The organism is Acinetobacter sp. MB5, assembly GCF_003261585.1.
GTDB lineage: Bacteria > Pseudomonadota > Gammaproteobacteria > Pseudomonadales > Moraxellaceae > Acinetobacter.
Window position 1 is genome coordinate 44,396 of sequence record NZ_POVU01000010.1, and the last position, 25,545, is coordinate 69,940.

Sequence of the window (25,545 nt, forward strand, 5' to 3'; positions counted from 1 at the left end):
AAACTGAGATGAGCTTTCATCAATGATGAGGTTACTTAACTTATGTAAGTTATGAAAAAATCAAGCTTATCAGGAATCCGTCCACATATTGCCGTCCGGATGAATGCTTTATTGCTATATCGGCCGTCCAGACACCATATCAAGACAATCACTTTCATCAATGATGAAGTTACTTAACTTATGTAAGTTATGAAAAAATCAAGCTTGTCAGGAATCCGTCCACATATTGCCGTCCGGATGAATGCTTTATCGCTATATCGGCCGTCCAGACACCATATCAAAGCAATCACTTTCATCAATGATGAAGTTACTTAACTTATGTAAGTTATGAAGCTTATTATTAAATCATTTAAATTTTTCTTTGAAACCAACCTCTAATAAATACTGATAATACTTTTGTACATTTTTCTGCTCTTGAAGCTCGCTAGCTATTCTTTCACGGAAGTCATCTATTGACTCACCAATATTCGCATACTTCGCTCCAAATTTTGGATATAACACTAAATCACATAGCTTATTTGCAAAAAAAACACTCTGCTTTGGAGTCAATAAATAACTTGGCTCTAACACGATCTCATTTGAGTTTGAATTTAGATCGACTTTAAGATCAAATGAAAATTCTATATGTGTAATTGTTCTGCCTTCTTTTCTTTGAACATAATTCACATCAATATCAGTAAATTTATTAATTTGATCTATTGCAACTGTCAGCACGCGTTTCTTAAAATCGCCCATTACTTTATATTCATTTTCAAGTAAACCTAGCTTTTCTCTTAACTGAAGAATACTAATATATAATTTTCCTTTTCCCTTCCATCTGATCAATAATTCATATAGCCGTATAGCATAGACACTCGATAGTTGCGAAATTTGTTTTAATTCATAACGCGTGAATTTTTCTTCGAGCTTCACAAATAATTGTAAAATATCTTGCGTAAATACGAGCTGAGCACAAGCAGCTTCTTTGACATAACCAACTTTAGAGACCCAACGGCTTTTATAAATCGCTGGTTTCCCTGTTAGAGGGTCTATAGCTTTATAAGTGAGCCGACGTTCAAATAAATTATCACATGCGGTCTGTAGGGCCTCATACGCTGATTGGCGGCCTAAATTGAAGTGCTTCATATATTCTGATGCGTGAATTGTCAAAACAGTATCTGAGGTAAGATCTTTTTCAATATCTCTTGCCGCGATAATTGCAATTAGAATTAAGCGTTGTTCAGATAAGTTTAAAGAGTAAGATGCTTCAATTAAGTTATTATCTTTATATATTACATTCGCCATGTCATGACTCATCATGAAAACACAATCTATGGACATTAACATTTAACGTCCATATTTTAAAGTTTTTTTTTGATGTAAGGGATTTGTCTATATATGTCAGGAATCCGTCCACTTATTGTCAGGAATCTGTCATTTTGAATCACGGAATTTGTCCACATAATGACAGGAATTTGTCCATATAATGACAGGAATTTGTCCATATATATTCTCTGAAAGCTATATTCTGTAAGCTTTGCAGCGAATCTATAAATATAAAATAAATAAAATTATAAATTTAAAAAAAGAATTACTTGTGGATAACTTTATAAAAAAGCCTTATTTTCCTATTTATAGTTGATTCAATGTATAAAAACTTATAAATTACGGTTAACAAAATTACGTAACTTACATAACTTATGATTATTTTAGTTGGTGGTGAAAAAGGTGGAGCTGGCAAAAGCTGTCTTGCCCAAAACTTAAGCGTTTATTTACAAACAAAAAATAGAGATGTTCTTTTACTCGATGCGGATCCTCAAGGGACAACGACAGACTGGATTAAAGAGCGTGATGATAATGAAGAATTGAAAAATATTCCATCGGTTCAAGCATCAGGAAACATTCGTCTTGTTTTAAAAGATTTAGCAAAAAGATATCAAGATATTGTCATTGATGCTGGTGGACAAGATTCTGAAGCCCTACGTTCTGCAATGACAATAGCAACGCATATGTTACTTCCTTTTAGACCCAAACGTAGAGATCTAAAAACATTAGACCATATGGAGCAAGTGTTAAAATTAGCAAAAGCAGTCAATCCTGATTTAAATGCGCGAGCGATTATTACTCAATGTCCAACTCTACCATCGCAAGTTCAACGCATTTTAGATGCAAAGGATGCATGTTTATCTTTTGGCATTAAAGCGTTAGATCAAATAACTACAAATCGGAATGTTTATGATGATGCTGATGAAAACGGCCTTTCAGTATTTGAAGTAACAAGTGATCCTAAAGCAAAAGCGGAAATTGAAGGCATCGCACAAGAATTCTTAGGAGTGTAATTTATGGTAGGTCTTAGTGGTTTGAAAAAGAAAACTGAAGAAATCTCAGAACAAGATCAGCTGGTTGAAAATTTCATTTCTGGTGCTGAAAAAAGAGTTAAGGATTTGGAAGTTTCTCAAAAGAAATTTGTTCGCTGTACATTCTCATTAAATGAAGAATTAAGTCAGCTTATTGATGATCTAATTGTTAAGAGCAATAACGCACGTGTGAACCGATCAAGTATTGTGAGAATAGCTCTAGAATCATTAGCTGAGCAAACCCCTGAAGAGTTTCAGGAACTCATTAATAAAAATTCTAAATAATAGAAATGCTATTTAATTTATTGAAATTAGATAGCATAACTTCATAACTTCATAACTTCATAACTTCATAACTTCATAACTTCATAACTTATGCATAAATAGGTGATTTTCCTAGAGAAAGGTGTATTTATTTTTTCATAAATACATGATTTAAAATAAATTATTATATTTTTAGATAGTTTTACAAATTTTAAGGTCATTAAATAGAATTATTATTGTTTATTAATGTAAATAATAATAATTATCATTTGCAATATTTTTAACTAATGCTTAATATCCGCCTACCTCCTGATAAAGAGTGATATTGATGAAATCAACCACGGATAGAATAGCTTTACAGCATTTAATAAATTCATATTTCCAAGAAACAGGCTATGGCCACATTATTTCTGTTGTAGAACAATCACAAGCACATCGTATAAAAAGTGATCATTCCCCAATTTTACGCATTCCACTTACATCACTTCAAGCACATGTTTATTTTCCTATTTCATATCAAAGTCATGTGGGGCGCCATCGATTTTCAGGCTTACCATGGGTTGAACGTGAGGGTATAGAAATTGAAATTAGCCCAATGAATTTAGCGGCTAATTTATTAGAAAATCTGGTTCATCAGCCTAATCAGACAGCATTAGATGCATCGTCTTTACTTGAATGTTGGATTCAGAGCCGCCGAGCTTTAAATCAATTCCTAAGTTATCGGGAAGTTGAGCTTGATCAGGTGACGACACTAAAGCAAAGTTTTATTCAGAGTGAACAAGCTTTGGTGTTAGGACATAGCATGCATCCATCCCCAAAAAGTCGTCAGGGATTTGTGCAGGATGACTGGAAAATTTTCTCACCTGAAACTCGAAACACATTCAAAATGCAATTTCTCTATGTACATCCAGTACATGTCGCCCATGATAATGCGCATGGCATTTCGATTCCTACACAGTTGAAAAATGACTTAGAGCCTTATTTTAATGATTATCATCGGGCAAAAATGGCTGAATATCCTGAGTATGCTTTGCTGCCATTACACCCTTGGCAAGCACGTTACCTCAAAGATAAAGCATGGTATCAACAACTTTTACATGAAAATAAGCTGATTGATTTTGGCGCTTTGGGATGGGACATGAAGGCAACGACTTCTGTTCGAACACTGTATAGTGAACAGGCACCATGGATGTTTAAAACGTCTATGACTGTCGCGGTGACAAACTCTGTACGCGTGAATTTATATAAAGAATGTCACCGTGGATTATTGAGTTATCGCTTATGGCATGATGACTGTCTTGTTGACTTTAGAAACCGTAATCCACGATTGCAGGTGCTAAGTGATCCAGCCTGGATTGCTTTAAAATTTAATAGCGAAGTGTTGGATGAAACGATTTGTATTTTACGAGAGAATCCATTTAACGCTCAGGATGATATCACCTGTATTGCATCGCTTTGCCAAGACAACCCAATCCAAGAAAAAAATCGTTTTAATGAGATCTTCACCACAATTTCAATAAAAACAGGAAAGTCTGAAGAAAAAATTGCTTTGCAATGGTTTGATCAGTTTTTGGAAATGACAATTTTGCCTTTGATGGAACTTTATCACGAATTTGGTATGGCGTTTGAGGCACATCAACAAAATACCTTAATTGAACTCGAACAAGGCATGCCTAAAACAGTTTGGTTCCGTGACAATCAGGGTTTTTATTATATACGGGAATTAGCAACTCAAATATTAACGCGGTTTCCTCAATTGGAAACAGATGGGCAGGCAGTTTGTCCTCTTTCTTTGGTGAATGAGCGTTTCCGTTACTATTTTATTGGGAATACCTTATTTGGTTTGATCAATGCGATTGGTGCATCTGGCGTTGTTTCTGAAAAGAAATTGATTGAAATGTTGCAAGCTTATTTATTGCGAGCTTATAAAAAATACCCAGATAGTCAATTACTGCAAACGGTACTGTATCAGGAAAGCTTCCCATATAAAGGAAATATGATGACCCGTTTGTATGAGCTTGATGAATTGCAAGCCCATATTTCACAGCAATCGATTTATATTGATTTAAAAAACCCGTTGCATATTCAGCAGGCAGTTCGGGAGGCCGACCATGCTTGATTTTATTGGCGTAGGATTAGGGCCATTTAATTTGAGTTTGGCTGCTCTATTAAATCAACATGATGCTTTAAAGTATCGTTTTTTTGAGAAGCATGCAAAATTTGATTGGCATTCGGGATTACAACTTCCCAATGCTATGTTACAAGTTCCATTTATGGCTGATTTGGTGAGTCTTGTAGAACCGACCAGTCCATATAGTTTTTTGAATTATTTGAAAGATCAACAGCGACTCTACAAATTTTACTTTCGAGAAAATCTTTATATTCCACGTAAAGAATATAACCACTACTGCCAGTGGGTTGTAAAGCAATTACAAAATGTGCAGTTTGGGAGTAGAGTGACTGAGATTGCACCCATTTCTAAGGGCTTTCAAGTTATTACAGAACAACAGGGACGGCTTTCAATCCATCAAACACGAAAGCTAGTTTTAGGTGTTGGAACAGTACCTAGACTGCCACAACCGTTACAGATACTCGCTGAACAAACCCCGAACTGCTTACATTCATCGAATTATTTAAATCAACTGGATGAGAGTGACTTGAAAGGCAATGTAGTCTTAATTGGCTCGGGTCAGTCTGCTGCCGAAATCTTTATCGATCTGTTTGATCGGCAAATTTCAAATGACACGGGTTTGGCGAAGTTTCATCTGTATTGGTTAACGCGTTCCCCCGGTTTCTTTCCAATGGAAAATACACCGCTAGGTCTAGAGAATTTTAGCCCAGATTATATGCAGTATTTTCATCAACTTCCTAAAGAACTAAAGGATAAATTGCCTGCTGAACAAGCTCACCTTTATAAAGGTATCAGTAGTAAAACGATTCGTGATATTTATGAGCGCCTTTATCATCGTAGTATCGGTCAGGCAGAAACCCATGTCACACTTGCAGGTCATCATCAGCTTGAAAATGCTGAACTTGCAAGCTCGAAACAGATTGAATTAAAGTTTTTCCAGACACAAAAACGTCATGTGATTCACCTGCAGGCAAATACCGTAATTGCAGCAACGGGTTATCGTTATCCGACCTCTCATTTTTTGAATAAATTAAATCATCTTATTCCCCTAGATTCACAACATCGCTGGCAAATTGATGCCAAACATCAGCTTCAATATGAGGGTGAAGGTGAAATTTATATTCAAAATACAGACTTACACCATCATGGCGTAGGGACACCAGACCTAGGTTTGGGGGCATTTCGTTCAGCAAAAATTGCCAATCAAATTTTAGGCCAACCCTATTTTGAGCTTGAAGCAAGGCAAAGCTTTCAAGAGTTTCAAATCTCTGAGCCACATCCATTACCAACAGTTGTACGAACATCTAAAGCTGCATATCGGTCAGAACATGTTTTGTCTCAGTTTTCAGGCAAACAAAATGCTGAGTACACCACTAAGTCGTGAGGAGACGGGCGATGGCTGAAATGCCAAAGTCATTACCTGTTGGATCTCGTTGGGTAATGTTGTGTGTCATGTTGGGTACAGGAACAGTGAGCCTGAATAACAGCAGTTTTAACCCTGCAATTGTTCAGCTTATGCATGATTTCCGTATTGGTGAATCTGTCGTGAGTTGGGTCATGGTCATTTTTTTATTGACCATGAGTTTAAGCTTGCTCATTACAGGATATCTAAGTCAACGGTTTGGAAAGCGTCAGGTTTATCTATGTGCATTGGCCGTTTTTGTACTGAGCTCTTTACTCGGTGTTTTCGTAAAACAATTTGAAACAGTGCTCCTCGTTCGTGCTTTGCATGGCTTTGCAAGTGGATTAATGATTCCTTTATCACTAGGCATTATTTTTTCTGTGACACCACAAGATCAGCGCGGAACCGCTACTGGGCTTTGGGGGGCAATGATTATGCTTACTCTCGCTGGTGGCCCTATGATTGGTGCAGTTATTTTATTGTATTGGCATTGGCAGACTTTGTTTCTGATCAATATTCCATTGGGTGTCTCTGCATTCTGGCTAGGTTGGATACATTTACCTAAACAGCCCATCAATCAATCTCAATCTTTTGATTGGTCTGGATTTCTCCTACTTTCGGTTGCAATTGTTGGTTTGCTCTTCGGATTAAGTCAGATCAAGCAACTTGGAGATCTTCACCATGTAAACTTCTGGGCAACGCTGGGTTTAAGTGGGTTAGCTGGGCTACTGTTTTGCTTAACAAATCAGAAGAAAAAACATTCATTGATAGATTGGAAACTGTTTAAAAATGCGAGTTTCAATCGCAGTTTGATGATTTCTGTTGTTCATACAGTGGGGCTATTTATTAGCTTACTACTGATACCTTTACTGATTCAGAACACCTTGCAGTTGAGTCCGATTTGGACAGGTATTTTGCTGATGAGCAGTGCTTTAACCACCAGTTTATGTAGTAAATGGGCAGGGCATTATCTGGATCGACATGGTGCAAAATTATTAATTTCTGGAGGCATGTTATTCACTGCTACTGCATTTATAGGCCTCGCGGTGGGTATTAATCTGCCTATTCCATATCTTGTGGTTTGCATGGTGATTCATGGACTCGGTTTTGGGTTGTCTTATATGCCGTCTACAACTGCTGGATTAAACAGTTTACATGATCAGGAATTGGTGACGCAGGGTGCAGCGCTGAACAATTTGATTCGAAGAGTTTGCTCGGCTGTTGCCGTGGTCATCGCAGCACTCTATCTACAGATTCGTACAGATTCACTTTCATCCACACATCAACTAGATGTGGCACAACTTTCAGCAATGCGAGAGCTCTTTTTTATCTGTGCTGTGATGCTGTTTTTGGCATTACCACAGGCGTGGAAATTTCCATCTCAAAGCTCATCCAAAGGCATGATTAAAGATTAAGGAAAAAATATGAGTAATTTAACAACATCACATTTAGCTTTTTCACCGACCGTTACATGGCAGCAGCCTGATCTAAATACAACACATCAGGTGGAACAACGTGTTATCAAACAACTCTTACAAGCTTTGATTTATGAAGAAATCATTGAAAGTAAATACGAAAATGGCGTATTTGTGATTGATACGCAAGATCAAAATAACCAACCTGTTCAATATCTGGCAAAAGGAATTCGGCATCTGAGCTTTGGTTTAGTACGTCTCAATCGGCAAGATGTGATGCGTCAAGACGATACTGGTCAGCAGACAACGGCCCGTTTGAATTTGTTGCTAGATGAGCTGGTCAGAACGATTACTGAAGCAGAAAAACGTGATGAATTTATCAGTGAGTTAAAACGTACGTTTATCCATGATTTACAATCCCAAGCTTGTTTACAGGCTTATAGTTTGCCTGCAAGCCAATATCATTATGATGAGCTTGAAACGTATTTGATGGAGGGACATCCCTATCATCCTTGTTATAAATCGCGTGTCGGCTTTAGTCTGCAAGATAATCTAAAATATGGGGTTGAATTTGCACAGCCAATTCATTTGGTTTGGTTAGCTGTGCATGTGTCTATATTGACTCGCAATGTTTCAGGTCATATAGATGCAGACGAATATTTGAATCAGCAACTGACTGAACAAGATCAACAGAATTTTAGCGAGATCCTGTTGGAAAAATCTGTTGATCCAGATGATTATGTCTGGTTACCTGTTCATCCTTGGCAATGGGAAAACACTTTAATTCATGTGTTCTTTGAAGAAATTGTAAAACAGACCATCATTTACTTGGGGAAAGGTGAAACGGCTTACATCGCACAGCAGTCGTTACGCACCCTGACAAATGTCAAACAGCCTGACCAGCCCTATATTAAACTGTCCATGAGTTTAACCAATACTTCCAGTTCACGTCTGTTGGCTGCACATGCTGCGATGAATGGCCCATTAATTACAGACTGGTTGCAGCGTTTAATGGACAACAGTGACATTGCGAAAACATTAGATTTTGCAATTCTACGAGAAGTTCATGCGACAGCGGTTGATTTTGGCAAGTTGCCAAATTCCCATGCAAAACAGGCTTATGCAGCGATTGGCAGTTTGTGGCGTGAAAGTGTGCATCAATATTTGAAAGCAGATGAAGATGCGATCCCACTTAATGGGATTGGGCATGTTCAACAAGATCAACAACTTTTAATCAAACCCTGGCTTGATCAATATGGTACAGATCAGTGGATTGATCAGTTCCTTTCCGTCGTGATTCAACCGATTTTATTTTTCTTGTATGCGGAAGGTATAGGTTCAGAATCTCATGGTCAAAATATTATTTTGGTTCATCGAGAGGGTTGGCCAACTCGTATTATTTTAAAAGACTTCCACGACGGTGTACGTTTTAGTCCAGAACATTTAACCCATCCTGAGCAATGTCCACAATTACATGCGCTGCCAAGTCAACATGCGAAAACCAATCGTATGTCATTTATCTTGACTGATGATTTAAATGCAGTACGTGATTTTAGCTGTGCTTGTTTATTCTTTGTTGCCTTGAGTGATATTGCAATTTGCTTAAAGCAAATGATTAATTTCGATGAAGAAATTTTCTGGAAAAAGGCTGCTCGCGTTATTCATGTGTTTCAAAAAATCCATCCAGAGCATCAAGCCAGATTCCAAAAATTTGATGTCTTTGCCCCTCAATATTGTGTCGAGTCACTGACTAAACGTCGTTTATATGGTGATACAGTCGTGCAGTTACGACAAGTCAATAATCCCTTGTATGCATTTCGACATGACCGTGTATGAGGGCGTGTGAAATGAATACGATGCTGCGACCTCAGACTAAAATTAATCAAGCTATTTTGACCGACCTGATCAATAGTTTATTGGCTGAACACTACATTTCAGAGCGCGTAATTTTTACATATACACAAGCACTCACTATTTTGGAGAAAACATCATACAGATGCCTTGAAGCATTTGAAAATAATGGGAATGAACAGGATTATTTTGCAATATACGTTAATCAATCTTCTAGTGAATATCTGGTCATTCCATTAAAAATGGCCATTAAACAACCTTGGGAAATGAAAAATACGATTCTTCATATTGTCAAGGAGCAGTATGACTACATTTTAAATACGCCCTCTATTTTAGAAGTTATGGATGTATTACAAGATTTAGGTGTCTTTGAAGTATGTCAGGTTGAAAAGTTTGTGCAGTTTCGTTCAGATCTTGCCTACGCAATTGTGCAACATGAATTGAGTCAAGATCAGAAAATGTTGAATGGTGGTTTGTTATCTTACTCTCCTGCTGAATTATTTCGGAAATTTGAACAATATGCAGCATTACGTGACCGACCCTATCACCCTTTAGCAAAGTTAAAGGTCGGATTTTCCGCCGCAGAATATCAGGCTTTTAGCCCAGAGTTTCAACAGAAAATCCCCGTGTGCTGGGTTGCGATAAAAAAGGAAATGCTCGTTTATGGCACGGATATTGTTGACATTGAGCAACAACAACCTGCGCGCATATTTTTAAATGTACAACAAAATAGAGAACTTCAAGCAGAGTTAGATGACAAAAATATTGGTCAAGAATATCTAACCTTCCCCATTCATGCTTGGCAATTTGAACATGTACTACCTGTACAATTTACACAGGAAATTGCTGAAAAAACGATTATTCCGTTGCAGTATAGTGTTGATCATTTTTATGCGAGTTCATCACTTAGAAGTCTATTGTCCTGCTCTATGCCAGCAGATTGTTTAAAGCTACCTTTAGCCATTCAGGCTTTGGGTTCACTACGTTTTTTGCCTATCGTCAAAATGATCAATGGGCAGAAAAATCAGAAGCTTTTACAACAGGCAAAACACATTGATCCTGTATTAGCAAAACGATTGTGGCTATGTGATGAAAATCAATGGTGGGGTTATTTACCCGATCAACCCAACAATTTAACAGCAGATAATTTGACATTGTTTGATGAACGGCCTATGCATTTGGCGGCTCAGCGCCGACAAATTCCCGCTGAATTGCTTCAAGAACCTTATCAACTCATTCCAATGGCCAGTTTAGGGCAATCCCTTGCAGATCAAAATATCTTTGACTTGATTTTGAAATGGCAAAATCGTGAACCAACACTTGAGCAAATTCAGCAGGTCTTTTTTGATTTATGTCTGGACTTTTTTGAAATTAACTTACGTTTATTCCGTCTGGGCTTGATGGGTGAAATTCATGGGCAGAATATGTGTATTGTGCTTAAAAATGGGCACTTTTCAGGTTTGATGCTTAGAGATCACGATTCTGTTCGAATTCATCTACCTTGGATGCAGCAAGTTGGGCTTGATGATCCTCATTATCTCAGTCCACATAATTTTAGAATTACCTTGTACCATGACACGGTTGAAGAGTTACTTGTTTACCTGCAAACGCTCGGTATTCAGGTCAATTTGGCAAGTATATTGGAGAGTGCAGCCCATTATTATGATTTAGATGAAGTGGATTTATGGCGCGTTCTAGCACAAGCCTTAGAGCAAGCATTAGCTATAACACCTTTTTCAAATCAAGCTTATACGCAGCTTTACGATTTACTTTTTGAACAGCAGGAATGGCCGTATAAACAATTGCTTCGCCCATTGCTAGAACAGCGTAATCGTACTGGTAGTATGCCTTCAAGCATTGGGAAAAATCGCAATGTTTTAAAGCATATAATGCAATAAGTGGGACGGAATATGTGTACATCAATTCCATGTATCGCACATGATTGTGATATTGAGCTTTCAGATTTTTCTGCTTTTCAAAAAGAATTAATGTCAACGCTCAACATTCAAGTCATGTTGGTAGATGCATGTACGTATCGAGGTGCAGATTTACTTGATCCTGTTCGATGTTTTGAAATAATTCAAATATTTGCAGAAAAAATAAAGGCAAAAAATAGCACCTGCGCAGGTTCAATGTTGATTAAGTATTGGGTTGTGCCCTTATTGTATCCATATTGGTATAGCTCACTATTTCAACAACGACAATTGCCTTGGGCATTCACTGAGTTTGTATTTGATTTACCTGAGAAATGGGCTTGGAACCGTACGCTTACCTTGAATATTAGTCCAAAGAATACTTCGACTTTGCTACAGGAAAAATATGATTTTGAATCATTATTTTTTATGGTTTTTAGAGATTTAAATTCGATTTTTGAGGTGATCAGTCAGGTAGCCAAAGTTCCTAAAAAATTGCTTTGGGAAAATACAGCACTTCGTATTTTGCAGTTTTACGACATGATACTCCGTAAACAGCAATTGATTTGTGGACAGGCCATTCAGCAACAACGTCAATTTCTCATGCAATTATCAGCCAAGCATTTTGAATTAACGCATAACCCCTTTGGTGATTTGATCGAGCATTGGAATCCAGACATAAAAACCTATTGCAGACAGAAATGTTGCTTTTATTTTCAGCTTCCAGAAGCACAGTATGAATACTGTAAAAGTTGTCCTTTACAAAACCGCGTAAAAACAAAAGATAAATATCTATGCACCAACATTTAAATCAATTAATAACCGATTATGCCAATATTTCAACATCAACCATTGGGCATGTCCTTGATCATGGTTACTTACCTCAGATACATGCCATAAACCCTGTGCAGCATGTTGTGGGTAAAGTGCGAACGGTGATCTTAGATTCAATCAATGCCATGAATCTTCGTCAGGCGCTCTTAGACAGTCAACCTCAGGACATTTTAGTTATAGATGCACGGGCGCTTAAACACCGTGCGTGTTGGGGTGAGCAACGCCATCGGGCCGCGATCTTTCATCAGCTTGCTGCTATCGTTATTTTAGGAAATGTGACTGATGTAGATGCACTCAAGAACATGAAAGTTCCCATCTTTGCACAGTCCGTGAGCTGTTTAACGACCCGTAATCAGGGAGACAGTATTGTACATTTTGATCAAGTTATTGAATTTGAAGGTACATGTATTTCTTCAGGCGATCTAATGATTGGTGATGCAGATGGTGTATTTATCTTAAACCCGAGTATTGCTTGCCAACATTTAGAAAAATTTAAATCAATGGAGCTCATGGAGCAACAAAAGCGAGACCATTTTTTTCTTCAGCATCAACGACGTGACTATTATCACATTGTTTAAAAAATAGTGAATGAAGGAAATTTCGATGTCGACATTATCATCACAGTTTGCAAACCATTTTACCTATCAAGAACGCCAGATACACTATGCTTTACGTGCTGTAAAAATTCCTGAAGATTTACCATTACTGCATAAGTGGATGCATGAGCCACATGTTATTCCACAATGGCAACTGAATAAATCGGAAACAGAACTCGCTATTTATTTTGAAAAAATGATCGTTGATGATCATCAACGCTTGTATATGATTCAAATTGATGATCAAGATGTAGGCTATTGTGAAATTTATGAAGCTCAGCGAGATCGGCTTTCTCTTTATTATCTAGCACAGCATGAGGATGTCGGATGGCATATTTTATTGGGAGAAAAAACAGTTGTTGGTCAGGGACATTTTAGAGCTGTTATGAGAATGATCTTTCATTTTATATTTGAAAACTCTTCCGCTCAAAAGATTGTCGGTGAGCCTGATGAAAATGTAAGGTCATATCGCTATGTTGCTGATGAGATTGCATTAGAAGCTCAAGGAAAAATAAAAATGCCTGAGAAAAATGCAATTTTATATTACTGCTATCGAGATCATTTTTATAAAAAACTGAATGAACTGGCTATTGGAAATCGTATGCTGTGCTAGTTTCTATCTTTTGAACTGATATTTTAAACCCTTTTATACTTTTCTATAACCTGAATTGAAAATCACGAATTGAGGAAATATATCATCCTATTTCTTCAATTCTCAGATTTTCTCTTTAATTTTGATTAAATAAAGAATAAAATCTTTTAATTAATAATGATAAGTATTATTATTTGCAATAAATTATACATCTTAAGTATTGAGGCTTTAGAATGCGTCTTTTTCAATTTAGTTTCGGCTTGCTTGCCGTTGCTGTCAGTAGTCATTTGTATGCGGAGAGTGATATTGAGCTCTCAGAAAACACTCAAAAACAAGTTGCAGAGCTATCAAAAATTGTCGTGACTGCCACAAGAACACCAAAGAATATTGCGGAAATCGCAGGGACTGTTCAGACCATTAGTGGAGATGAAATTGCTCAGCAATCTGGTACAGGGCGCAGAGTTGCAGATGTATTGGCACAATTGATTCCTTCTTTGGCACCGAGTACAGGTACAACCAGTAACTATGGTCAAACTATGCGTGGCCGAACTATTTTGGTGATGATTGATGGCGTTCCTCAAACAGGGTCACGCGATACGGCTCGCCAACTCAATAGTATAAGTCTGGATTCTATTGATCATATTGAGGTGGTTTCTGGCGCGACCAGTATTTATGGTTCTGGGGCAACAGGTGGGATTATTAATATTATTACCAAACGGGTCGATAAAGATAAACCTGTCGCATTTAGCACCAAGTTTGGCTTAAGCTCGGCAAATAATTTTCGCGGTGATGGCTTGGCCTATGAACTAGGTCAAACTGCATCATTTAATACGGATAAATGGAATGGCTTCCTAGGGGCAAATTTCACCAGTACAGGCTCTCAGTTTGATGGAAATGGTGACCGTATTTCAGTTAGTCCATGGCAGGGAAGTACGATGGATACAGACACCATTGATCTCAATGGGCGTTTGGGGGTGAAATTAACAGATACCCAAACCTTAAGTTTTGGTGCACAGTATTTTAAAGATCAACAAGATACAGAATATGGGCCAGATTATACCAATACAACCTCAGACTATTACACTGCTAAAAAAGGTTGGAATGTTCCAGATCAACCTTTTACTGAGCGTTATGGGGTAAATACCCAATATCAAGACCAAGATTTTTGGGGGCAAACATTTAACCTTGAAGCCTATTATCGAAAAGAAAAAATGCGCTTCTTACCCTATTATGGCGCGACGGTTCAAAATGGCTATAGTGTAAAACAAAGTGAATCCAATAATGATTTTTATGGTCTCCGTTCCACATTGCAATCTAAGTTTACTATTGCAGATCGTGTACTCAATTTGACTTATGGTTTGGACTATGACCATGAGAATGATCGTCAGTGGGCGGACCTCTATACTGCCTCAGATAATGGTTTAACTTATACCGCAACAGGCGCAACACAAAGCCAGGGCCCTGACACTCATATTGATAATGTTGGTGTTTTTACTCAGGCAGATTATGAGTTAACAGATCGTCTGAATCTACAAGGTGGGATACGGTATCAATATATTCAAGCCAAAACAGATGCTTATGTACCAGCACGAGAAACCACTTTAGTTGCTGGAGGAAAAACGGATGCAGACAAGTTTCTATTTAATTTAGGGGCAGTATATAAGCTGACAGATATACAACAGATTTATGCCAATTTCTCTCAGGGATTTAGTTATCCCGATGTACAACGAATGTTGCGTGATGTCTCAACCTATAATGTCACCACTGCAAATCTACAGCCGATTACTGTCAATAGCTATGAGTTGGGGTGGCGTTTAAATCAAGATCAGGGACTAAATCTAGGGTTAACTGCTTTTTATAATACCTCTGATAAATCAGTACAGTTCAGTAGTCGTGCCGCACATGTTGTGAACACCGATCAACGTGTCTATGGAACTGAATTTACGATCAGCTATCCATTTATGGAACATTATAAAGTTGGTGGAACTTTGGGTTATACCCGTGGGCAATATAAAGATGCATCCAATTCATGGCATGAACTGAATGCATTTAATGTGTCCCCAGTCAAAGGCACAATCTTTGGTGAATGGATGAATGCAGATGGTTATAGTCTTCGGGTACAGGCTAATGCAGTTAAAGGTTCAGACAAGGCTTATAAAGATGATTTAAAGCTTGCCGCAAAAGGGTATAGTGATGATAACAATGCTGCTGCAATCAAAGGTTATACGACTATGGATGTGTTAATGCATTTCCCTGCATATAAAGGCCGTGTTGATTTTGGTGTTTATAATCTATGGAATCGTCAATATAAAACTGTTTTTGCACAACAGGCTGCGGCAACCAATTCTAATCAGTACCTTGATATTCCAGCTCAAGGTCGTATATTTGCTTTAAGTTATACCATTAATTATTAAAACTGGCAGATTAACACCTATGTAAGATGATAAGAGTGCGTTCTTAGTTAAAGAGTTCTTCAAATCTTTTATTTATTATTTTTTAATGACATGGTAAGCCATCACTTTTTCTAGCACTTTAAGCCTCTGATAGTGTCCACTGATCAATAAGTGGACTTTATTGGAGGCTTATTAAATGCTCTGTACGCTCAAACCTTTATTGTGGTTTTCACTGTGAGCAGCCATTCAGCTCAGTATTTGTTTTTGGGTTTTTAGTCAGCCCTGTTTCGTATGCGAGTAATTGATTGGTAAACCTTCTGCAAGGTACTAGAATTTAGGTATTGATACGTTTGTATTTACAGGTTTAACTAAACTTCATAACTTCATAACTTCATAACTTCATAACTTCATAACTTCATAACTTCATAACTTCATAACTTCATAACTTCATAACTTCATAACTTCATAACTAGGATATTCATTAAATTAATATGCTAATTTTAAAAATTATAATTAGTGTTTTATTAGACTATACCCTAAAGTAACACTGATTTTCTCATTATAAGAGTGTATCTTTTAAATGATTTTTGATCATAAATAACATGTAACTTTTATATTTAAGATTTATAATAAACACTTTGAGTGATTTATCGCCAATTTATGGGGTAAAAGATGAAAGGTCAAAAAATAGGCTATGTTCGAGTCAGCTCAGTTGAACAAAATACTGGACGTCAATTGGAGGGGATTGAAATTGATCGGCTGTTTATTGATAAAGCTTCAGGTAAAAATACCGACCGACCTAAATTTCAGGAAATGCTGAACTATGTCAGGGAAGGGGACATGGTTATCGTGCACTCGATGGATCGATTTGCCCGTAGCTTAAAAGATCTCGTTGAAGAAGTAGACAAACTGGTCAAACGTGGTATTGCGATCCAGTTCATGAAGGAAAAGATCACTTTTACTGCTCAAGCAACACCGATGGATAATTTGATGTTGCAATTGATGGGTGCTTTTGCTCAGTTCGAGCGTGAGATTATTTTAGAACGACAAAAAGAAGGGATTAAACTGGCAGCTGCTCAGGGTAAATATAAAGGTCGGGTGCATAAACTCAAACCTGATCAGGCAAATGCTTTACGTCAAGCATGGATGGAAGGTCAGTACTCTTCTAAAGTTGCTTTGGGGAAAGCTTTTGGGATTAGTCGGCAAGCTGTTTATCGTTATTTAAAGGTTGGTACAGAAGCATTTTAGGCAGCTTCAAAAAGAGGCTGCTTCGTGTCTAGGACTGAGAGCAGTCCAAGTTGCAGATGAGACTAAACTATAAATAGTTTGAGATCTCAATTAAGTTAAGATCAGGATCACGTATGTAAACAGAAAGAATATTTCCAACAGCTCCAGTACGTTGAATAGGACCTTCACTAATCTGTATATGTAAATTGTTTAAATGCTCAATCACTTTCTCTAAAGGGTCATGTGCAATGAAACACAAATCAGCAGAGCCTTTGGTTGGATTTTCCGCTTTAGGCTCAAATTCATTTCCTGCCTGATGAAGATTAATTTTCTGTTGGCCAAACTTCAAAGCTTTACGGTTATTTCCAAATGAAATTATTTCAAATCCTAAAGCTTTTTGATAAAACGAACATGTTGCTTCTATATCTGCAACAGTTAGCACTAAATGATCTAAGTGGCTAATATTCATTGTTTTTCCTTTATGTTGTCTGCTTTGAAATTTAAAATATTGTAAATTCACTTTATTGGGTCAAAACAATAGTATGTTTTATAAAATGAAACAATCAGTAAAAATTAAACTGCTGGAGACCACATATCGTAGTTCAATACATACTGATTGTTTTCACGATGAATTCGCCCAGAAGCAGGCAAGTTAAAGTGCATTCCACTGATGGATAGTTTATCGGTCGCAACGCGATCCAATAATGTTGCACGAACTGCAGCAGCTTCATTAGGATCACTGTCAAATGCGATAGTGACTTCTGGTTGTGCCATTTGCAGATGAGGGAAATGTACAATGTCACCCCAGATGAGTAGTGAATCTTTTTCATTACCAATGAGATAGCCTGTATGACCCGGGGTATGACCAAAAAGAGGGACTGCTTGAATTCCGGGCAAGATGGCCTCATTTTTAAATGGCACTAATTTATCGTTGTAAGCATCAAAGGCATTTCGTGCAACACCAAAAAATGGTTTAAAGCCATCAGGCACAGATGCATAAATCATATCATCGCGCCAGAAATTAATTTCTTTTTCATGGACATAAAGTTCTTGGACATTACGGAAAATCGGTGTTGCCAATGGTGCAGCTAAACCACCTACATGGTCTGGATGTGCATGTGTTAATAGCACAGTATCAATATCGAGCGGGTCGATGCCTGCGGCAGACAATGCAACTTGTAACCGGCCACCCCATCCATTAATTCCGCCTGCACCACTATCAATTAAAATTGTACGACCTGCTGTTTGCACGATAAAGGCATTGATATTCATACGAGGTAAAGGATCAATACCTCGGTTTGCCAATAAAGCTTCAGCTTTATTGGCTTCAATACCATTTAATAATTCAAATGATACATCTAAGTAGCCATCACTAAGCATCGTCACGATGGCATCACCATAGCGTTTTTTATTTACAGCAGGTGCTTGATAGATTTGGTTAAGCTTCATAAATTTTCCTAAAAGGGTTTTATACCTAGTTCCCAAATGCTGAGGTGTGAGAGCTAGATATTTAAATAATATATTGGGATTGCGTTGTTAATGTTTGCTATTGAGCAATCTGCTTTAAACAGTGCCATTGGATAAATTGGATGACGATCAAATAAAGCAGCTAACATTCTTGTGTTTCAGTTTATGTTAACTTTAAATTATCGTGGTTGAATAAAAATACTTACATTGGATACTTTTAGGAAACAATGAAGTGTATATGGGAATGAAAATATGGGCGTTCGTAACCCGTGGGAAGATCGATTTTCAGGCATAGTGACATTTATTACTGTCGTCGAAGCTGGAGGTTTTTCGAAAGCTGCATTCCGAATGAACCTTACTCGGTCTGCAATAACTAAATCGATTTCAAAGCTTGAACAACGACTCGGAATTCGCTTATTTCAGAGAACAACAAGGCAGCAGTCCCTTACGCATGAAGGCGGACTTTACTATGAGCATTGCTGCATGATGTTAGATAATCTCAATGCTTTGGAATCAGAACTACGAGACGGGCAATTAGGTCCAGAAGGAATTATTAGAATAAGTTGCCCTGTATTATTTGGACGGAGATGTGTTGCCCCAATTGTGAGAGATCTTACAAATATACATTCTAAGATCCAAATTGAAGCTGAGTTTTCAGATCGAGTTGTAGATATTCTTAGAGAGGGTTTTGATATGGCTATCAGAATAGGTGCTGTTGCTGATTCTACAACTTTGATTGCTAAGAAAATTGCAGTACAAAGAATGTCTATTTTTGCCGCACCGAAATATTTAAATCAGTTTGGTACCCCTACATCGATTAATGACCTACAACAGCATCGTGGAATTCTATATGGAAGGATGTCCCATATCCAACCATGGACAGTTAGAGATAATAAAGGAATCTTTACTGATGTCATACTTCCAAGCAGAGAAATATATGATGATTTACAGGTGATTGCGGATTCAGCAGTTGCGGGAGGAGGATTAGCATGGCTACCAAACTGGCTAGCAGCCCCCTATATTGAATCAGGAAGTTTGAAACTTGTCATGGATAGTGATCAAGTTCAACCTATTGATATTCATATAATTTGGCCAAAAACAAAATATCTTCCTTATCGCACAAGGCTTTTAATAAATTCATTTGTAGATCAAGTACCTTTACTAATGGGATAAATATAATACTGACTCCTAATTTGATTATTACCTCTCAATACAGAAAATTTTTGTACTAGTCAGCCTTGCATTTGTAAAACAGCATAATTGATCTTCGATCAAGAAATTAATAAGTTTGGCTCTGATAGAAACAAAACAGGGGCTGAACTTTTATCAAATTATTTTAAGAAAGCCAAAAGTTTTATTCTTTCCTTAGTCTTCATGACAAGTTCTTCTGTTAAGTTTTTCTTTTCATTTTGCAAAAAAATAATCAATTTATTTTTCAATCATCTTCTTTACATAATGAGTCTCACCAAAAAGGTAGAGATTACTTTTTAGCGTGTTTGAGGAATAGGACATGAACTATTAGAAGAGTTATTGGTCGTTGCTGTAGAGCGAGCCAATAATGGCTTGTTTTGTTAGGAATGGCAAAAATAGGATTGGCTAAGGAGAAGCCCAATGAGTATGGATCAAAATATTGGTAAAAGACTCAATGCAAATTTAGATCAAAAGACACGTATTAAGTCAATTTTAGGTGGTTCAGCTGGCAATCTAGTTGAATGGTATGATTGGTTTGCCTACAGTATGTTTACATTGTATTTTGCTAAATCATTTTTCCCAGCAGGTAATCAAACTGCTGAATTATTACAGGCAGCAGCTGTATTTGCTGTTGGTTTCTTAATGAGACCAATTGGTGCGTGGATGATGGGAGTGTTTGCAGATCGAAAAGGTCGCAAAGCTGGATTGACACTTTCTGTTACTTTGATGTGTATAGGTTCCATGCTGATAGCGATAGCACCAACCCATCAACAGGTAGGTATATTGGCACCTATTATCTTAATTGTTGCTCGTCTTATTCAGGGCTTGAGTGTCGGTGGTGAATATGGTGCAAGCGCAACGTATCTAAGTGAAATGGCAGGTAAAAATCGTCGAGGATTCTTCTCTAGTTTCCAGTATATGACGATTATGGCTGGTCAGTTGCTTGCCTTAGCTATGTTAATTTTATTGCAACATGTTCTTACAGAATCTCAATTGTATGAGTGGGGATGGAGAATTCCATTTTTTGTAGGTTCAATTTTAGCTTTATCAGTATTTATTATTCGACGTGGAATGGTTGAAACACAGTCTTTTAAAAATGCTACTCAAGAAGTGAAGTCAAGTGCTTTTGCTTTGTTTAAACATCATCCTAAAGAAGCCTTTGGAGTTCTGTTTTTAACTGCTGGTGGAACAATGTCGTTCTATGCTTATACGTCATATATGCAAAAATTTATGGTGAATACAACTGGATTTTCAAAAGAAGTAGCCACAATTGTATCTGCTACAACTATCTTTATTTTTATGTGTATACAGCCTGTAATGGGAGCAATTTCAGATAAGGTTGGACGTAAGGCAGTAATGATTTTCTTTGGAGCAGGTGGGGTTCTATTTACTTATCCAATATTTTCAACTATGGCTCACACTACAAGTCCAATTGTTGCAGGATTACTAATTTTATTTGGAATGATATTCCTTTCTGGCTATACATCAACAAGCGCTGTAATTAAGTCTGAGCTTTTCCCTTCGCATATTAGAGCATTAGGCGTTGCCTTACCTTATGCTATAGCAAATACTATTTTTGGTGGAACTTCTGAATTAGCAGCATTACAGTTCAAGAACATTGGACATGAAAACTTTTACTTTATATATGTGAGTGTATTATGTGCAATTTGCTTAATCTATTTTATCCGGATGAAGGATCAAAAGAAACACAGTCGTATTCTGGAAGACTAAGATAATAAATATGCCAAATCATTACTGAAGTAATGATTTGGCATAAAATTGAAAATTATTTGGGTGAACTAGAAATTTATTTTAAATAATTAAATATACAATAACCACAGAAGACTTTTGATAAATTTAATTGATGAACAAGTATTTCTATTAATGAGATAATATGATGTTGTTCACTGAATGTGGATATTCAAAGACGCAATTTGAATAGTGAAAGATATTAAATGCTGTCAAAAGATTATTGAATTGGAAAATCAATTTTCTATAGATTAGCTGGGAAATTTTCCTTTTAAAACCTAAGTAGAAATTTTATGTATCGATTACCTCCTCTAAATGCACTAAGGGTTTTTGAAGCTGTTGCCCGTTTAGGAAGTGTGCGTCGAGCAGCAGATGAGTTATGTGTAACACCTCCAGCGATTAGTCATCAAATTGTTAAATTAGAAGAGTACTTGGGACAATCATTATTTATAAGAAAGGGGCGTGCATTACTTCTAACAGAGGCTGCTTGTAACTATTTGACGGAAATTCGTCCTACATTACAAGCAATTAGCCGTGCAACACTGGTAGCAAGTAAAAATAATACTCGAGAGACGCTAACCATTTCAGCCCCACCAACACTAACTAGTAAATGGTTATTGCCACGATTACCTCATTTTTTTGAGCTATTCCCAGAATATGATGTCAGATTAGTTGACCGTATGACATTAGACTCTGAAGAACAAGGTATTGATGTTGCAATAGAATATCGTTTTGAAGAGGTTACTCACTTTTCAACACAGCAACTTTTTGATGATCAAATTGTTGCTCTGGCTAGCCCCACATTTGTTAAACAACATAAGTTATCTGCGATAGAGCAATTAAAAGGCTTGACTCTGATAGAAACGGAGCGGAGGCTTAATTCTTGGAGATCACTTCTGGCTCATTATTCTTGGGTAAATCAACAACGTTATTTATCTGTTGGATATTCACTGCAAGCTTTTGATGCGGCTGAGTTAGGTCTTGGAGTAGCATTAGGCAATTTAATAAATGCACAAGACATGATTACATCAGAAAAATTGTGTATTCCATTTGAAATCAATAAAGAAAGTATTCCTCCTTTACCTCACTATTATTTAAGCATCCCACCTTATAAAGAGCGATGGGGTCGAGTGTCTAATTTTGTAGACTGGATCACTTCTTTGAGTATTAGCAAGCCTTGCTGTTAAGTTTTTTTTTTCATTTCATAAAAAAATAATCAATTTATTTTCCAATCCTCTTTTTTACATAATGAGTCTTTCCAAAAGGTAAGAGATTACTCTTTAGAACATTTGAGGATAAGGATATGAAACCATTAGAAGGGTTATTGGTTGTTGCTATTGAACAAGCTTTGGCAGCACCTTTATGTACATCACGATTAGCTGATGCAGGTGCGAGAGTAATTAAAATTGAGCGTAAAGAAGGAGATTTTGCTCGAGGTTATGACCAAGCTGCAAAGGGTTCAAGCTCATATTTTACTTGGACTAACCAAGGAAAAGAATCTATCGTTCTCAATTTTAGAGAGTCTGACGATGCAGCTGTACTGGAAAACCTTATTTCACAAGCAGATGTTTTTATCCAAAATCTAGTACCAGGCGCGATGGATCGAGCAGGATTTGGATCAGAGCGCTTACGTAAAGACTATCCAAAACTGATTACCGTCGATATTTCAGGTTATGGTGAGAGTGAAACAGTAAAGCACCTTAAAGCCTATGATTTCCTGATTCAAGCGGAATCGGGACTCACAGGTATCAGTGGTGGAGAAAATGAAATGGGACGTATCGGTGTATCAATTTGTGATATTGGTGCCGGTATGACAGCCCATGCGGCAGTACTTGAAGCTCTTATTAGACGTTCAAGAACAGGGCAAGGTTCAGCGTTGGCAATTTCATTATTTGATGTGGCCGCAGATTGGATGAGTGTGCCACTGATTCATCAAGAGTATGGGCAGGGCGCACCTAAACGTGTTGGTTTAAAACATCCAAGTATGGCGCCATACGGTGCTTTCCCTAGTTCTGATTATGCTTTAACTTTAGTCTCAGTGCAAAATGAACGTGAATGGGCACGATTTTGTGAAATTGTTTTAGGTGATTCAAATATTGCTATTGATCATCGATTCTCATCGAATAACCTTCGAGTTCAAAATCGAGAAGCATTAGAACAGCTTATCACTTCAATAACTCAGGTTTTGACACAAGATGTTTTGAAACAACGTTTAGCAACAGCAGATATAGCTTTTGGAGCAGTGAATAGTGTTGAGGATTTAGCAAAACATCCCGCATTGGTTCGTCGCAGTGTTCGGAATGAATCTGGAGATGAAGTTAGCATTCCGCGATTACCGATTCGTTGGTTGGAAGATGAAAATACTGCTGTGAATGAGCAACAAGCTCCTAAGCTTGGTGCACATACCCAAAAAATTAAACATGAGTTTAAATGTGAGTTAGAGGCTTAAGGAATAAGTATGAATACACTAAATGTTATGGATTGGCTTGGACGCAAAGAAATTTTTGAAGATACGCTGCGCTTGCAACCTGCGCACTTTATGCAAGCAACTTTAGATCAAGATCCTAGTCTAGAAGCAGGGGATAAACTTCCTGCACTCTGGCATTGGATTTATTTTTTAGAAGCAAAACCAGCAAGTCAACTTGGTCGTGATGGTCATCCTAAAAAAGGAGGGTTTCTACCTCCTGTAAGTCTACCGCGTCGCATGTGGGCAGGGGGACGTTTTTCCTTTTTTGCACCAATTCCCTTAGGAAGTGAAGTAAGAAAAGTTTCATCAATCAAAGATATTTCTTATAAACATGGTCGCACAGGGGAGCTATGTTTTGTAACGGTACTCCACGAATTCTATGTTAATGATGTACTGGCTCTTACTGAGGAGCAAGATATTGTTTATCGAGAAGATCCTCAACCAAATGTGAAACAGCCTGAACCTTTATTAGCTCCTGAAAATGCAGAGTTTTCTGAGACGATCTCACCAAACCAAGTACTACTTTATCGTTATTCAGCACTAACTTTTAATGGGCATCGCATACATTATGATGTGGACTATGCAAGAGATGTTGAAGGTTATGAAGGGCTAGTTTTTCATGGACCATTAACAGCAACCTTACTCGTAGATTTAGCGACTAGAATGTTTGGACGCCAACCTATTGAATTTTCATTTAAAGGATTGGCACCGATTACTGCAAATCATGATTTCAAAATTGAAGGTATTAGGGAAGGTAATGTCATGCATTTATGGGCTCGACGTCATGATGGTGCTTTAGCTATGAAGGCAAAAGCCATCTTTTCCTAACGGAAATTGCTACTACTTATTTAATGGATGAGAGTCTAAACGATGAATGAATTGCTACCTAGATCTTGGTTATATGTGCCTGGTAACAAGAGTGATTTAGTCAAAAAAGCAAGTAATTGTGCTGCTGATGCTATCGTAATTGATTTTGAGGATGCTGTCTTAGCAGCAGATAAGCCCAATGCACGTAGTCAACTGATCCATCATGCTGAATTATTGAAAGCTCAAAATAAATTGATTGCAGTGCGAGTCAATGGACCGAAAGAACTACTGGATGAGGATCTTGATGTATTACGCACCTGCGTACCAGATTATCTGATTCTACCTAAAGTAGAGAGTCCTAATCAAATTCAATATGTAGTAGATCAAATGAAAGAATTTGATGTTCGTATTATTGGTTTGATTGAAAGTCCGATAGGCGTATTGAATGCACATTCGATTGCTCAATCACATAAAAATCTAGTCGCATTGAGTATAGGTAGTGAAGATTTATCTTTTGAAATGCAGATGCAACCATGTTGGGATAGCCTTTATGTTCCGAGTATGCAAGTAAATATTGCTTGTAAGGCTGCAGGTATTGGCTGTATTGGTTATATAGGAAGTATTGCAGAATTCCGAGAGATAGATCGATTCAAAGTTACTGTGGAACGATCTGCTCCACTTGGTTTTTTTGGTGGTTTCGCAATACACCCAGCGCAAATTTCTATATTGAATGAAGCATTTACCCCTTCAAACGAGGAGCTTGAGCAGGCGAAACGTATAATAGTGGCGTTTTCAGCAGCCCAATATGAATCTAAAGGAGCGATTGCAGTTGATGGGAAAATGGTTGATCTTCCTGTTGCTCGGAGAGCAGAGCAATTGATTGATAGATTTAGTTATTTGTTAGAATAGA

At 37.4% G+C, this 25,545-nt stretch carries 21 protein-coding genes; 18 read left to right on the forward strand and 3 right to left on the reverse strand.

Annotation, left to right across the window (positions count from 1 at the left end; translation table 11 throughout):
- Positions 1-345: 345 nt before the first annotated feature.
- A complete protein-coding gene (repM, locus tag C1A47_RS12390) occupies positions 346-1,284 on the reverse strand; it encodes a replication initiation protein RepM (RefSeq protein ID WP_171294384.1) in 939 nt (312 codons plus the stop codon).
- 395 nt (positions 1,285-1,679) lie between these two features.
- On the opposite strand from repM, the gene C1A47_RS12395 reads away from it, so the two are divergent.
- The 12 genes from C1A47_RS12395 (at position 1,680) to C1A47_RS12450 (ending at position 16,975) form a co-directional block, all read left to right on the forward strand.
- A complete protein-coding gene (locus C1A47_RS12395; RefSeq protein WP_111895337.1) occupies positions 1,680-2,318 on the forward strand; it encodes an AAA family ATPase in 639 nt (212 codons plus the stop codon).
- A gap of 3 nt (positions 2,319-2,321) precedes the next feature.
- Entirely contained in the window at positions 2,322-2,621 is a 300-nt protein-coding gene (locus C1A47_RS12400; protein WP_111895338.1) for a hypothetical protein, read from the forward strand.
- A 307-nt stretch (positions 2,622-2,928) separates the two neighbouring features.
- Positions 2,929-4,719, forward strand: coding sequence for an IucA/IucC family protein (locus tag C1A47_RS12405; protein WP_111895339.1), 1,791 nt, complete (start codon positions 2,929-2,931; stop codon positions 4,717-4,719).
- A complete protein-coding gene (locus C1A47_RS12410; RefSeq protein ID WP_111895340.1) occupies positions 4,712-6,115 on the forward strand; it encodes a lysine N(6)-hydroxylase/L-ornithine N(5)-oxygenase family protein in 1,404 nt (467 codons plus the stop codon). Before C1A47_RS12405 ends, C1A47_RS12410 begins: the two co-directional genes overlap by 8 nt.
- Before the next feature lie 11 nt (positions 6,116-6,126).
- Positions 6,127-7,548: a DHA2 family efflux MFS transporter permease subunit gene (locus tag C1A47_RS12415; RefSeq protein WP_111895341.1), complete on the forward strand. Its 1,422-nt coding sequence runs from the start codon at positions 6,127-6,129 to the stop codon at positions 7,546-7,548.
- A gap of 9 nt (positions 7,549-7,557) precedes the next feature.
- Complete coding sequence (locus C1A47_RS12420; RefSeq protein ID WP_111895342.1) at positions 7,558-9,384, forward strand: IucA/IucC family protein; 1,827 nt, start codon at positions 7,558-7,560, stop codon at positions 9,382-9,384.
- Positions 9,385-9,395: 11 nt separating this feature from the next.
- Positions 9,396-11,297 (forward strand): IucA/IucC family protein, encoded by a 1,902-nt coding sequence (locus C1A47_RS12425; protein WP_171294385.1) that lies wholly within the window; start codon positions 9,396-9,398, stop codon positions 11,295-11,297.
- A gap of 12 nt (positions 11,298-11,309) precedes the next feature.
- Positions 11,310-12,122 (forward strand): (2Fe-2S)-binding protein, encoded by an 813-nt coding sequence (locus tag C1A47_RS12430; RefSeq protein ID WP_111895344.1) that lies wholly within the window; start codon positions 11,310-11,312, stop codon positions 12,120-12,122.
- Entirely contained in the window at positions 12,107-12,724 is a 618-nt protein-coding gene (locus C1A47_RS12435; protein ID WP_111895345.1) for an RraA family protein, read from the forward strand. The genes C1A47_RS12430 and C1A47_RS12435 overlap by 16 nt, the downstream gene beginning before the upstream one ends.
- A gap of 25 nt (positions 12,725-12,749) precedes the next feature.
- Positions 12,750-13,355, forward strand: a complete 606-nt coding sequence (locus C1A47_RS12440) for a GNAT family N-acetyltransferase (RefSeq protein ID WP_111895346.1) — start codon at positions 12,750-12,752, stop codon at positions 13,353-13,355.
- 212 nt (positions 13,356-13,567) lie between these two features.
- The gene (locus C1A47_RS12445) at positions 13,568-15,748 is read left to right on the forward strand and encodes a TonB-dependent receptor (RefSeq protein ID WP_111895347.1); all 2,181 of its coding nucleotides are present in this window, start codon (positions 13,568-13,570) and stop codon (positions 15,746-15,748) included.
- A 651-nt stretch (positions 15,749-16,399) separates the two neighbouring features.
- Positions 16,400-16,975, forward strand: a complete 576-nt coding sequence (locus tag C1A47_RS12450) for a recombinase family protein (RefSeq protein ID WP_111895348.1) — start codon at positions 16,400-16,402, stop codon at positions 16,973-16,975.
- Positions 16,976-17,042: 67 nt separating this feature from the next.
- Here C1A47_RS12450 and C1A47_RS12455 read toward each other — a convergent pair whose 3' ends face one another.
- Both C1A47_RS12455 and C1A47_RS12460 read right to left on the reverse strand, forming a co-directional pair.
- A complete protein-coding gene (locus tag C1A47_RS12455) occupies positions 17,043-17,423 on the reverse strand; it encodes a VOC family protein (RefSeq protein WP_111895349.1) in 381 nt (126 codons plus the stop codon).
- A 104-nt stretch (positions 17,424-17,527) separates the two neighbouring features.
- Positions 17,528-18,403: an MBL fold metallo-hydrolase gene (locus C1A47_RS12460; RefSeq protein ID WP_111895350.1), complete on the reverse strand. Its 876-nt coding sequence runs from the start codon at positions 18,401-18,403 to the stop codon at positions 17,528-17,530.
- Positions 18,404-18,673: 270 nt separating this feature from the next.
- Here C1A47_RS12460 and C1A47_RS12465 point away from each other — a divergent pair, with 270 nt between their 5' ends.
- From C1A47_RS12465 to C1A47_RS12490, 6 genes are all read left to right on the forward strand, one after another.
- A complete protein-coding gene (locus C1A47_RS12465) occupies positions 18,674-19,594 on the forward strand; it encodes a LysR family transcriptional regulator (protein WP_111895351.1) in 921 nt (306 codons plus the stop codon).
- Between the two features lie 438 nt (positions 19,595-20,032).
- Positions 20,033-21,343 (forward strand): MFS transporter, encoded by a 1,311-nt coding sequence (locus C1A47_RS12470; RefSeq protein ID WP_111895352.1) that lies wholly within the window; start codon positions 20,033-20,035, stop codon positions 21,341-21,343.
- 311 nt (positions 21,344-21,654) lie between these two features.
- The gene (locus tag C1A47_RS12475; RefSeq protein WP_111895353.1) at positions 21,655-22,548 is read left to right on the forward strand and encodes a LysR family transcriptional regulator; all 894 of its coding nucleotides are present in this window, start codon (positions 21,655-21,657) and stop codon (positions 22,546-22,548) included.
- 116 nt (positions 22,549-22,664) lie between these two features.
- Entirely contained in the window at positions 22,665-23,810 is a 1,146-nt protein-coding gene (locus C1A47_RS12480) for a CaiB/BaiF CoA transferase family protein (protein WP_111895354.1), read from the forward strand.
- A 9-nt stretch (positions 23,811-23,819) separates the two neighbouring features.
- On the forward strand, positions 23,820-24,656 hold the full coding sequence (locus C1A47_RS12485) for a MaoC family dehydratase N-terminal domain-containing protein (protein ID WP_111895355.1): 837 nt from the start codon (positions 23,820-23,822) through the stop codon (positions 24,654-24,656).
- A gap of 42 nt (positions 24,657-24,698) precedes the next feature.
- The gene (locus C1A47_RS12490; protein WP_111895356.1) at positions 24,699-25,544 is read left to right on the forward strand and encodes an HpcH/HpaI aldolase/citrate lyase family protein; all 846 of its coding nucleotides are present in this window, start codon (positions 24,699-24,701) and stop codon (positions 25,542-25,544) included.
- Position 25,545: the final 1 nt, after the last annotated feature.

Excerpts from the sequence above, each read along its gene's own strand:
- repM (WP_171294384.1), bottom strand. The coding sequence starts at position 1,284 with ATGGCGAATGTAATATATAAAGATAATAACTTAATTGAAGCATCTTAC.
- C1A47_RS12395 (WP_111895337.1), top strand. The coding sequence starts at position 1,680 with ATGATTATTTTAGTTGGTGGTGAAAAAGGTGGAGCTGGCAAAAGCTGT.
- C1A47_RS12400 (WP_111895338.1), top strand. The coding sequence starts at position 2,322 with ATGGTAGGTCTTAGTGGTTTGAAAAAGAAAACTGAAGAAATCTCAGAA.
- C1A47_RS12405 (WP_111895339.1), top strand. The coding sequence starts at position 2,929 with ATGAAATCAACCACGGATAGAATAGCTTTACAGCATTTAATAAATTCA.
- C1A47_RS12410 (WP_111895340.1), top strand. The coding sequence starts at position 4,712 with ATGCTTGATTTTATTGGCGTAGGATTAGGGCCATTTAATTTGAGTTTG.
- C1A47_RS12415 (WP_111895341.1), top strand. The coding sequence starts at position 6,127 with ATGGCTGAAATGCCAAAGTCATTACCTGTTGGATCTCGTTGGGTAATG.
- C1A47_RS12420 (WP_111895342.1), top strand. The coding sequence starts at position 7,558 with ATGAGTAATTTAACAACATCACATTTAGCTTTTTCACCGACCGTTACA.
- C1A47_RS12425 (WP_171294385.1), top strand. The coding sequence starts at position 9,396 with ATGAATACGATGCTGCGACCTCAGACTAAAATTAATCAAGCTATTTTG.
- C1A47_RS12430 (WP_111895344.1), top strand. The coding sequence starts at position 11,310 with ATGTGTACATCAATTCCATGTATCGCACATGATTGTGATATTGAGCTT.
- C1A47_RS12435 (WP_111895345.1), top strand. The coding sequence starts at position 12,107 with ATGCACCAACATTTAAATCAATTAATAACCGATTATGCCAATATTTCA.
- C1A47_RS12440 (WP_111895346.1), top strand. The coding sequence starts at position 12,750 with ATGTCGACATTATCATCACAGTTTGCAAACCATTTTACCTATCAAGAA.
- C1A47_RS12445 (WP_111895347.1), top strand. The coding sequence starts at position 13,568 with ATGCGTCTTTTTCAATTTAGTTTCGGCTTGCTTGCCGTTGCTGTCAGT.
- C1A47_RS12450 (WP_111895348.1), top strand. The coding sequence starts at position 16,400 with ATGAAAGGTCAAAAAATAGGCTATGTTCGAGTCAGCTCAGTTGAACAA.
- C1A47_RS12455 (WP_111895349.1), bottom strand. The coding sequence starts at position 17,423 with ATGAATATTAGCCACTTAGATCATTTAGTGCTAACTGTTGCAGATATA.
- C1A47_RS12460 (WP_111895350.1), bottom strand. The coding sequence starts at position 18,403 with ATGAAGCTTAACCAAATCTATCAAGCACCTGCTGTAAATAAAAAACGC.
- C1A47_RS12465 (WP_111895351.1), top strand. The coding sequence starts at position 18,674 with ATGGGCGTTCGTAACCCGTGGGAAGATCGATTTTCAGGCATAGTGACA.
- C1A47_RS12470 (WP_111895352.1), top strand. The coding sequence starts at position 20,033 with ATGAGTATGGATCAAAATATTGGTAAAAGACTCAATGCAAATTTAGAT.
- C1A47_RS12475 (WP_111895353.1), top strand. The coding sequence starts at position 21,655 with ATGTATCGATTACCTCCTCTAAATGCACTAAGGGTTTTTGAAGCTGTT.
- C1A47_RS12480 (WP_111895354.1), top strand. The coding sequence starts at position 22,665 with ATGAAACCATTAGAAGGGTTATTGGTTGTTGCTATTGAACAAGCTTTG.
- C1A47_RS12485 (WP_111895355.1), top strand. The coding sequence starts at position 23,820 with ATGAATACACTAAATGTTATGGATTGGCTTGGACGCAAAGAAATTTTT.
- C1A47_RS12490 (WP_111895356.1), top strand. The coding sequence starts at position 24,699 with ATGAATGAATTGCTACCTAGATCTTGGTTATATGTGCCTGGTAACAAG.